Here is an 11,104-nt window from a genome sequence, read left to right on the forward strand (position 1 = left end):
GATTGATACTAGGATTAACCGCCGAAATCATCCAACATAATGTTTTCGTCTTCCACGCCTAATTCTTTAAGCATGTTAATCACTGCTGCATTCATCATAGGTGGACCGCACATGTAGAATTCACAATCTTCAGGTGCTGGGTGATCTTTCAGATAATTTTCTAGCAATACGTTGTGGATAAATCCAGTGTCACCTTTCCAGTTATCTTCAGGTTGCGGGTCGGACAATGCAACATGCCACTTAAAGTTATCGTTCTCTTTTTGCAACATGTCGAAATCTTCTACATAGAACATTTCACGTAAAGACCGGGCACCGTACCAAAAGGTCATTTTACGTTTTGAGTTTAATCTGCGTAGCTGATCAAATATGTGTGAGCGCATTGGAGCCATACCTGCACCACCACCAACAAATACCATTTCCGCTTCAGTCTCTTTAGCGTAAAACTCTCCAAATGGACCAGAAATAGTGGCTTTATCGCCTTCTTTCAAACTCCATATATAAGACGACATTTTTCCTGCAGGTAAAGTTAGATTATTAGGCGGTGGCGAAGCAACTCGCACGTTCAGCATAATAATGCCTTCTTCTTCAGGGTAGTTAGCCATTGAGTAGGCACGAATGGTTTCGTCTTCTACTTTAGATTCGATATTGAAGAAACCAAAACGCTCCCAGTCGCCACGATATTCTTCAGGGATATCAAAATCTGTATATTTTACGTGATGAGGCGGCGCCTCAATTTGAATATAACCACCCGCTTTGAATGGCACACTTTCTCCATTAGGAATTTTTAGCACAAGCTCTTTGATAAAAGTGGCTTTGTTATCATTCGAAATAACTTCACAGTCCCACTTTTTAATACCAAAAATTTCTTCCTCTAGTTCAATGTCCATATTTTCTTTCATAGACACCTGACAAGATAAACGACAACCATGCTTAGCATCTTTTTTGCTAATATGGTCTACTTCAGTTGGCAAAAGCTCTCCACCACCAGCTTTAATATCAACGCGGCATTGGCCACAAGTGCCACCACCACCACAAGCAGAAGAAACAAAGATACCTGCGTTAGCTAAGGCACCTAAAAGTTTGTCACCAGGCTGTGCTGTAATAGATTCCTGAGCTCCACCATTAATAGTAATGGTTATTTCGCCTTCAGGTACTAATTTAGATTTTGCGAACATGATGATAAACACTAACGCTAAAACAATAGCGATAAACATGCCTACACCAAGATAAATTTCATTCGGATTCATTTAACTATTCCTCAAAGAGCCGTTTAAAGTGCGATGCCAGTAAATGACTGGAAACCAAGCGCCATTAGTCCAGTGATCATAAACACTGAACCTAGACCCCTTATACCCTCAGGCATATCGGCATATTTTAGTTTTTCCCGTACTGCAGCAAGAAGGGTGATTGCAATCGCCCAACCTAAACCACTGCCTACACCGTAAACGATACTTTCAGTGAAGTTATATTCACGTTGAACCGCAAATGCAACACCACCAAAAATGGCACAGTTTACTGTAATAAGCGGCAAGAATATCCCTAGTGCGTTATATAGCGCAGGGAAAAACTTATCCAACGTCATTTCCAGTATTTGCACTAACGCAGCTATTACGCCAATAAAAGTCAAAAAGCTCAAAAAGCTTAAGTCTGCTTCTGGAAACCCAGCCCAGGCCATAGCTCCTGGCGCTAAGATATTGACATATATAACTTGGTTAACAGGAACCGAAATTCCTAAAACAACAATTACTGCTACACCTAAACCCATAGCTGTTTTAACTTTTTTGGATACTGCCAAAAAAGTACACATACCAAGGAATAGAGATAATGCCATGTTTTCAACAAAAACAGATTTAACAAAAATACTAATATAATGTTCCATGAGTTATTCCTTTGGCTCAACTTGTGCTGGACGTATAGTTCGGATTGCCCAAATAAGGCCACCAATCAAAAAGAACGAGCTAAAAGGTAAAATCAATAAACCATTACCTTGATACCAGCCACCATTTTGAATCAAAGGTAATATTTCAAAACCTAGAAGTGTACCGAAACCAAATAATTCTTTGATTGAACCAATGACGATTAACACCATTGAATAACCAATGCCGTTACCTAGACCATCGAGGAAGGACATAAAAGGAGGGCTCTTCATAGCGTAAGCCTCTGCCCGGCCCATTACGATACAATTAGTAATAATTAACCCAACAAACACTGAAAGCTGTTTTGAAATCTCGTAAGAATAGGCTTTTAGTACTTGGTCAACCACTATTACCAAAGAGGCAATAATTGTCATTTGAATGATAATCCGCACGCTCGATGGTATTTGGTTACGGATAAGAGAGATAAATAAGTTAGAAAATGCACATACTACAGTTAATGCCAGAGACATAACCAACGCGGTTTCTAGTTTGGTAGTGATTGCCAATGCAGAGCATACGCCCAGTACTTGCAAAGCGATGGGGTTATTGTCCAGAATGGGTCCGAGCAATACCTTTTTCATTTCTTTAGTTTCAGCCATTGTGTGAACCCCTTACGATTTCCAAGTCTGATTTTTAAGATAAAGCCCGTAGCCATTCTTACCAGCCCAGTAAGTTAAGGTGTTTTGTACACCGTTACTGGTTAGCGTGGCGCCTGAAAGTGCATCAACAGCATATTGATTTTTTGAGTTGTCACCTTTATTAACTTCAAGAGCTACTTCTCCATTGTTAAACAGCTTTTTACCGTTCCATTTGGCCTTCCAGCTAGGGTTTTGTATCTCACCGCCTAGTCCAGGGGTTTCCTTGTGTTGGTAATAAATTAGCTCACGTACAGTATTACCGTCCGCATCAATCGCTAATAGCCCATACATTAGATCCCACAAGCCACTACCATGAACTGGCAGAACTAAACGGGTAACATCACCTGCATCATTTCTAACTAAATAAATATTAGCAATGCTGGCACGCTGTTTAAAACCTACGTTGCTGCCTGTAACTGGCACTGAAAATTCAGGGTTTTTGGCCTCTTTGTACATATCGTATCCCTCAGGGACCTCCACATACTCACCTGTTTCAAGGTTAATAAAGCGTTCTTCAATATATTTTTCGAAGGTCCCAGAGATATCGCCTGCTGCAATATCGGAAAGTCCAGCTGCCTGAACGATATTAGACTGCTTATCTATTGCTGCGTTAGTTTGCTGTAACGAACGTAAACCTACAGCTGCACTGGATACAACGATTGAACATACTAAGCAAACTGCTACTACTACGCCTACTGTTTTTCCAAGAGTTTCTTTTTTAGCTGACACGTGCCAACCTCCGTTTTATATTGCTTTGTGCTACAAAATAATCGAATAAAGGTGCCCACAAGTTAGCGAACAATATTGCTAGCATAATACCTTCTGGGAAAGCTGGATTCAGTACGCGTATCATCACTGCCATACTCCCAATCAAAATACCGTAGGCCCATTTACCTTGATTGGTAAATGATGCTGAGACAGGATCGGTAGCCATAAAGAACATACCAAAAGCCATGCCACCTATTACCATATGCCAATACCAAGGCATAGCAAACATCGGGTTGGTGTCACTGCCTATGAGATTTAGCAAACTTGAGAACAAGAACACACCTAATGCGACACCTAGTACAATTCGCCATGATGCTATTCGCATGTAGATAATAAATAAGCCACCGATTAAGATTGCTAATGTCGAAACCTCGCCAACCGAGCCTTGTAGGTTACCGAAAAATGCATCCCACCACTGAGCGTTAAGACTCCAGTCTGTGACTGACCCATTTGCTGCTTGGCTTAACCAAGTTGCACCTGAGTACCCATCTGCAGCGGTCCAAATTGAATCACCTGATATTTGTGCTGGGTAAGCGAAGTAAAGAAATGCTCGACCCGATAACGCAGGGTTTAGGAAGTTACGTCCTGTCCCACCAAAGATTTCTTTAGCTATTACAATACCGAATGTGATACCTAAGGCAGCTTGCCATAGGGGTATAGTGGCAGGCAGGGTTAGTGCAAATAAAACTGAAGTAACAAAGAAACCTTCGTTAATTTCATGTTTACGAACTGATGCAAACAGTACTTCCCAAAAACCACCTACCGCAAATACAGTTGCGTAAATAGGTAAGAAAAAACAAGCCCCATACAACATCAAGCCAATCCAACCAGTACTGGCATCAAGTTGACCGCCCAACATTTCAAATAGACCTGCTTGCCAGAATGTGGTGGCTGTGTCAGCCCAAACTGCGCCTTCTGCGATAGCCATCTGTGCCTGTTGGCCGATATTAAACATGCCGTAGAACATAGCTGGGAATGTTGCCATCCAAACCATGATCATGATGCGTTTTAAATCGATACTGTCTTTTACATGGGTGGTCGACTTGGTGACCGTGCCCGGAGTGTAAAAAATGGTCGCTGCCGCTTCGTAAAGGGCATACCATTTTTCATATTTTCCACCCGCTTCAAAATTAGGTTCGATTTTCTCTAAAAATGCTTTTAAACCCATGATTAACCCTCTTTCTCAATCTGCTCTAAACAATCACGCAGAATTGGCCCGTAGTTGTATTTGCCTGGGCAAACATAAGTACACAATGCCAAATCTTCTTCGTCTAGCTCCAAGCAACCCAAACTTTGTGCGCCATCTGTATCGCCAGAGATCATGTCTCTTAACAACAAAGTCGGCAAGATGTCTAACGGCATAATACGTTCGTAGTTACCGATAGGCACCATAGAGCGATCAGAACCATTAGTGGTAGTCGTCATACCAAAAAGTTTTTTAGGACTCAAATGCCCAAAATAAGCACGAGTCACCGAGTGTTGGTTAACGCCAGGCTTAATCCAACCAAATAATTCTTTTTCGCGACCTTCACGTAAAATTGTCACTTGGTTATGGAATCGACCTAAAAATCCATGCACACCGTGTGCGTGATTACCTTGTAAAACTGAGCCAGATAACATGCGCATATCGCCGTCGTTGGCTTCACTTGCAGTTAACTCGGCAATGTCAGCCCCCATCAATGTTCGTATCAAACGCGGATTTTTTGCTTCAGGACCACCTATAGAAACCACTTTGCGGTTATCCAACTCACCAGTCGTGAACAAACTACCAATCGCTAAAACGTCTTGATAACCTACATGCCACACTTTTTTGCTTTGACCTACAGCATCTAAGTGATGAATATGCGTGCCAACGAGTCCAGCTGGGTGTATACCTGCAAATTCGTTTACTTCGACACTAACATTGCCAGTGGCGATGTCTGCGCCAGGTGCCTTGCTAACAAAAACTTTGCCTTCCGTTAAACGGCTAATAACCTGTAATCCGTTTACAAAATCTTCATTACGTTCGGCAATTATTAGTTGTGGGTCAGCAGCAAGTGGATTGGTATCCATTACACTGACAAAAATCGAATTTGGCTTCGAGTCAAGTGCAGGAGACTTGCTATAAGGACGAGTTCTAAAGGCCGTCCACATGCCAGAATTGACTAGGTTTTCTTGAACCTTGGCAGCGTCTAATGATGCTAGTTCTGAATTGCTATACTTAGCAAACTCCTCACTTTCATCACCTTCAAGTTGGATAACAACAGATTGCAAAACACGTTTTGCACCACGGTTGACTTCAACTACGTTACCAGCGGCAGGTGCGGTAAATTTGACACCAGGGTTCTTTTTATCTTCAAAAAGAATCTGGCCTTTTTTTACCTTATCTCCTACTTGGGCATGCATTGTTGGACGCATACCAATATATTCTTCACCCAAAATAGCCACTCTAGTCACAGAGTTTCCATCTTGAATTGTTTGTTGTGGCGCTCCCTGGATAGGAAGATCTAACCCTTTCGTGATTTTTATCATACGCAATAGCACTACTCTAAATTAATACACAGCACCATTAGGCTCTTTATTACAGAGGTCCATGCTCTGTATTAAGTTGGCAAAAGCCTAATGGTGGTGAGTATCGTCAATCAATGACTGATTAATAAGCTACAAGTACCTTTTTGCAGCTAGATAGAAGTCTCCGAACTTCCTTAAAAATTTATGCGCTCAGCAAAACTTATACACTATTCTTTTAGACGCCTACGCTTAGCCCCAGAATTTTAGCATTAACCAGTGTATTTCTTCCACGCAAATTGTTGTTTAAACACATTTATTTTGTGGTTTTTAGTTTTTTTGCTTTGATTTGGCTCTTTCAAAGGTAGACTAATTTACAGAAATAAAAAACCGCCTGATATGGCGGTTGATTTTTTAATGATTTTTTAACCTAATATTTACCAATCGATCAAAGTTTCAACATCGGCATCATAGTCTACACCTGATAGATCAAAACCAAACAATCTCAAAAACTCATGATGGTAACCAGCGTAGTCACTTAACTCGTGAAAATTCTCTTGAGTGACTTGGTCCCATAAGGCTTTTATTTTGGCCTGAGTCGCATCGTTTGTTTCTTTGCCATTCATATACAAACGACCCAACTCGTCCACTTCTGGCTTAGTTTGAGTTAATTTATCAGTAAACAAATCGTAAATTTGCTCAATACAACCTTGGTGCGTACCTTCTTCTTTCATCACTTTATAGATCAGTGAAATATACAGAGGCATAACCGGGATCGCCGAACTTGCCTGTGTCACTAAGGCCTTTAAGGAAGAGACATAAGCTTGCACTTTCTTATCTGCTTTGGTTTTTACTATTGACGCCGCGGCTCGATCTAAATCTTCTTTGGCTTTACCTATAGTTGCTTGCCCATAAATTGGCCAAGTCAGTTCTTTACCCACATAGGTGTAAGCTGTGGTTTTACAATTATCTGCTAATAAATCAGCTTCACTTAAGGCATCTAACCATAATTCCCAGTCTTCACCGCCCATCACTTTGATGGTTTGTTGAATTTCATCTTCATTGGCGGGTTCGAGAGCAATCTCATGAATAAGATTCTTGTCGGTATCGTAGGTTTTAGTTTTATAGGACTGACCAACAGGTTTTAAAGTCGATTTGTACACTTCACCTGTTTCAGGATCGGTTCTTCTTGGAGAGGCAAGACTATAAATCACCAAGTCTACTTTGCCCATATCGGCTTTTAAGGTATCGATAACTTGCTGTTTTAACTCTTTAGAAAAAGCATCACCATTTAAGGTTTTTGCATACAGTCCGGCGTCAGATGCCTTGGCATGAAAAGCAGCGGTGTTATACCAACCAGCGGTACCGGTTTTGCGTTCTGTAGGGGGTTTCTCAAAACATACTCCTAAGGTATTAGCATCTCCTGCAAATGCAGCGGTGATCCTAGAAGCCAGTCCATAGCCAGTAGAACTACCAAGAACTAATACGTTTTTAGGCGGATTGTTCAATGATCCTTGCGCTTTAACATAATCAATTTGTTGTTGAACACTAGCAGCACAACCAACTGGATGAGCGTTAGTACAGATAAAGCCGCGAATTTTGGGCTTAACAATCATAGATACGTCCTATTTAAATAATTCAGCGCATTGTAATGCTAGTCGGCGCTTAAACACATCTGAACAGCTGATAAAGATGTTTTGGTTATTGTTTACTGTTCTGCAAAAGGCATGTTTTAGCCCAAATAGTCATGTAAACAAAGTGAGTATATTGCTTCTTTTTTTCTGTTACTGATTACCGGTAGCACGGTTTTTGTAATATTCAAATTCTGAAATTTGGTGATATTTCATGACTTTTGTTTGGAAGTCTGAATAAGAGTCATACACTTTTTTGAACATGGGGTCGGCGGCAGACTGTTCTTGCATCACTTCAACCGAGGCATTTTTTAAGGCTAACATGACATCTGCAGGCAGAGGGCGCATATCAACACCATGTGTCTCAATTAAGGCCTGCATGGCTGAATTGTTTGCAGCAGTATATTCGTCCCACATATCTTGATTAACAGCCCGAGTAGCCACTTCAATAATGGCTTGTAAGTCTTCTGGAAGTGCTTCGAATGCTTGTTTGTTAACCATAAATTCAAGGGTAGCACTGGGTTCATGCCAGCCAGAGTAATAATAATATTTGGCGGCTTTGTAGAAACCAAAAGCTAAATCGTTATAGGGACCAACCCATTCAGTGGCGTCAATTGCCCCAGATTGTAGTGAAGTAAATAGCTCGCCGCCGGTTAACGCAACGGGAATGCCACCCAATTTTTTGAGTACTTCACCGCCTAAACCGGGAATACGCATTTTTAAACCTTTGAGGTCTTCTACACTGTTGATCTCTTTTTTAAACCAACCAGCCATTTGTACCCCAGAATTACCACCGGCAAAAGGGATCAAATTAAAGGGGGCATATACTTCACGCCACAACTCGATGCCACCACCATAATGCAGCCATGCATTCATTTCGGTAGCATTCATGCCAAAGGGTATGGCGGTGAAAATTTGTGACGCGGGTGCTTTTCCTTTCCAATAATAAGAACCCGAATGGCCCATTTCAGCTGCACCACTTGAAACTGTATCAAATACTTCAAAACCAGGCACCATCTGGCCGGAACCGAATACTTTAATCTTAAGCCGACCATTGGACATACGTTCAACATATTTAGCAAAGGTCTCAGGACCTTTGCCTAACCCCGGAAAGTTTTTCGGCCAAGATGTCACTAGTTTCCATTCATAATGTTGTTGTTCGACTTGAGTCGAGGGGACATCAGAAGATTGCCCACCACAAGACAAAAGAAACAGACTAAACATAGTCAAAACTAATAACTGAAGTAATTTCATATATAGACTCTTTAAAGCAAGGAAGGTAACCAAGTTACCAGATTTGGCCAAACGGCTAAACAGACTAACAGAGTTAATTGAATAACAATAAAGGGAATAACTCCACGGTAAATATCCGAAGTTGATACTTCTGGTGGCGCTACGCCACGTAAGTAGAATAAGGCAAAGCCAAAAGGAGGGGTTAAGAACGAAGTCTGTAGATTAACCGCTATCATAATCCCAAGCCAGATTGGGTCGACTCCCATTGCTAACAATACCGGCGCAACTAAGGGCACAACCACAAAAGTAATTTCGATAAAATCTAAAATAAAACCTAGCAAAAATATGACCGCCATCACCAATAACACGGCAGAAAATACGCCCCCAGGTAAACTGGCAAATAACTCTGCAATTAATTCTTCACCACCAAATCCCCGAAATACCAATGAGAAAATAGACGCGCCAATCAGGATTAAGAACACCATTGATGTAACTTTTGTGGTGGACATCATGACGTCTTTTAACTTTTGCAAGGCCAACTGTTTGTTAAGCAATGCCAAAACTATCGAACCGGCGGCTCCGACCCCTGCTGCTTCAGTTGGTGTGGCAAAACCAGCTAAAATCGAGCCGAGTACGATAAAAATCAACATCAATGGTGGAAATAAAGCTGAAAATAGCCCGATGCTAGAAATAGGTTTGTCAGATATATTTTGGTTGACTGACTGATCGATTTGTCTACTGGCAAAAATTAACACGTACACTAAATACATACCGACTAACAACATACCAGGTACTAAAGCGCCGACAAATAAGTCACCCACAGATACTGACCTCGGAGAAAATATTCCCATATTTAATTGTGCTTGTTGGAATGAACTAGATAACACGTCGCCCAACAACACTAAGGCAATAGAAGGTGGAATGATTTGGCCTAAGGTACCAGTAGCGCAAATTGCCCCACTGGCAAAAGAGGGGGAGTAACCTTGTTTTAGCATTGTTGGTAAGGAAAGCAGACCCATAGTGACCACAGTTGCACCGACTATTCCCGTGCTTGCTGCTAGCAGCATACCCACCAATACCACAGAAACAGCTAACCCCGATTGTAGTCGACCAAACACTTGGCCCATGGCAACCAGTAGATTTTCCGCTACCCGAGACTTTTCTAACATTACGCCCATAAATACAAATAAAGGCACTGCAATCAGTGTTTGATTAGATATTATGCCAAACAAACGACTGGGCACAGCTTGCAGATAAGATGTATCAAACACGCCGAATAAAGCCCCAACACCAGCAAAAATTAATGCTGTACCCGCTAGCGAATAAGCCACGGGATAACCTAACAATAATACCAAGCAGACCGTTAAAAACATTAAAAGAGAGAGGTATTCCATTATTCGGTAATCTCCTCTGTTATGTGTTTTTGTTGTGAAAGTTTTAGGATGTTACGTATGACTTCTGCAATGCCCTGCAAGACCATGGTAAATGCAAAGACTAGAATTAAACTTTTCAATAAAAATACCGCAGGGATCCCTCCGGCTTCTTGTGAGTCTTCTAAAATTTTCCACGCCAACATGACGTAGTCAAAACTGATGAAAAAAATAAACAGATTCACTGGCATTAATAAAAATAGGCTGCCAAAAATATCTACTTTAGCCTGTTTTTCTGGTGTGAAGCCTCGATAAAATATGTCAACTCTGACATGTTCGTTGACCCGTAAAGTGTGAGCAGCCCCGACTAAAAAAACCATGCCATGAAAGTACATCACAGATTCTTGCATGGCAATCCAGCCCATATTAAATCCGTACCTGAGTACAACGATTAAAAACGTCAATAACACCATGAAAAGAGTAAACCAACTGACCAACTTACATAAAGAATAATTCAGTGAATCAATCCACTGCAGGCTAAAACGGCTTGAAATCTGGCGCATATTATTTTTTTTATTCCTTGTTTTCCGTCATGTTGGATAAATCTCGGTACGGGTGCAAGTCGATGGTGGATAATTTAATTAAGAAAACTCAACAAGTATTAAGTCTGTCTAATTATTTGAAGTCAACATTTGGTTACACTATCAAATCTAAAAATAGCCAATCACGATATATTTAGCCCATCCATTAACGTAGGATAATATTGTTACCAAGATCGATTTGGTGGCTGGACCTCAAGGGAATTGAGCTGCAGTGATAGTTTACTTCAATTCCTAATTAAAATAAAAATCTATCAGGAATAATAATGAAGGCTATGTTTGTATTAACTGTTGTTGAACACTAAACATACTGTTTTTATTGAACTTTTCATCATTGTCCAAATATCTAAACCATCCTAAATAATGATCTAGATATTTTGTGGCCACTCCGTGAAAACGGTTTATCCATTCTTTCAATCGGCTATGGTACGCATTCACATTTTGAATGTGGAATACTCGCTC

The 11,104-nt window shown here is 40.9% G+C and carries 10 protein-coding genes and 1 pseudogene; all 11 read right to left on the reverse strand.

What is annotated here, in order from left to right:
- Positions 1-14: 14 nt before the first annotated feature.
- A complete protein-coding gene (gene nqrF, locus QZ488_RS02635; protein WP_293746084.1) occupies positions 15-1,247 on the reverse strand; it encodes an NADH:ubiquinone reductase (Na(+)-transporting) subunit F in 1,233 nt (410 codons plus the stop codon).
- A gap of 23 nt (positions 1,248-1,270) precedes the next feature.
- A complete protein-coding gene (gene nqrE / locus QZ488_RS02640) occupies positions 1,271-1,879 on the reverse strand; it encodes an NADH:ubiquinone reductase (Na(+)-transporting) subunit E (protein ID WP_293746085.1) in 609 nt (202 codons plus the stop codon).
- Between the two features lie 3 nt (positions 1,880-1,882).
- Positions 1,883-2,515 (reverse strand): NADH:ubiquinone reductase (Na(+)-transporting) subunit D, encoded by a 633-nt coding sequence (locus tag QZ488_RS02645; RefSeq protein ID WP_293746086.1) that lies wholly within the window; start codon positions 2,513-2,515, stop codon positions 1,883-1,885.
- Positions 2,516-2,527: 12 nt separating this feature from the next.
- Positions 2,528-3,283 carry a Na(+)-translocating NADH-quinone reductase subunit C gene (locus tag QZ488_RS02650; protein WP_293746087.1) on the reverse strand — a complete coding sequence of 252 codons (756 nt, stop codon included), beginning with the start codon at positions 3,281-3,283 and terminating at the stop codon, positions 2,528-2,530.
- Positions 3,273-4,490, reverse strand: coding sequence for an NADH:ubiquinone reductase (Na(+)-transporting) subunit B (locus tag QZ488_RS02655; protein ID WP_293746088.1), 1,218 nt, complete (start codon positions 4,488-4,490; stop codon positions 3,273-3,275). Before QZ488_RS02655 ends, QZ488_RS02650 begins: the two co-directional genes overlap by 11 nt.
- 2 nt (positions 4,491-4,492) lie before the next feature.
- Positions 4,493-5,833, reverse strand: a complete 1,341-nt coding sequence (locus QZ488_RS02660; protein ID WP_293746089.1) for a Na(+)-translocating NADH-quinone reductase subunit A — start codon at positions 5,831-5,833, stop codon at positions 4,493-4,495.
- Between the two features lie 413 nt (positions 5,834-6,246).
- Positions 6,247-7,425: an enoyl-ACP reductase FabV gene (fabV, locus tag QZ488_RS02665; protein ID WP_293746090.1), complete on the reverse strand. Its 1,179-nt coding sequence runs from the start codon at positions 7,423-7,425 to the stop codon at positions 6,247-6,249.
- Between the two features lie 168 nt (positions 7,426-7,593).
- Positions 7,594-8,694: a TRAP transporter substrate-binding protein DctP gene (gene dctP / locus QZ488_RS02670; protein WP_293746091.1), complete on the reverse strand. Its 1,101-nt coding sequence runs from the start codon at positions 8,692-8,694 to the stop codon at positions 7,594-7,596.
- Between the two features lie 11 nt (positions 8,695-8,705).
- The gene (locus tag QZ488_RS02675) at positions 8,706-10,067 is read right to left on the reverse strand and encodes a TRAP transporter large permease subunit (protein WP_293746092.1); all 1,362 of its coding nucleotides are present in this window, start codon (positions 10,065-10,067) and stop codon (positions 8,706-8,708) included.
- The gene (locus QZ488_RS02680; RefSeq protein WP_293746093.1) at positions 10,067-10,606 is read right to left on the reverse strand and encodes a TRAP transporter small permease subunit; all 540 of its coding nucleotides are present in this window, start codon (positions 10,604-10,606) and stop codon (positions 10,067-10,069) included. Before QZ488_RS02680 ends, QZ488_RS02675 begins: the two co-directional genes overlap by 1 nt.
- Before the next feature lie 309 nt (positions 10,607-10,915).
- Positions 10,916-11,104, reverse strand: a pseudogene (locus QZ488_RS02685) (IS1595 family transposase); the annotation flags it as partial.

The sequence above is a fragment of the uncultured Paraglaciecola sp. genome (assembly GCF_913020055.1).
Taxonomy (GTDB): domain Bacteria; phylum Pseudomonadota; class Gammaproteobacteria; order Enterobacterales; family Alteromonadaceae; genus Paraglaciecola.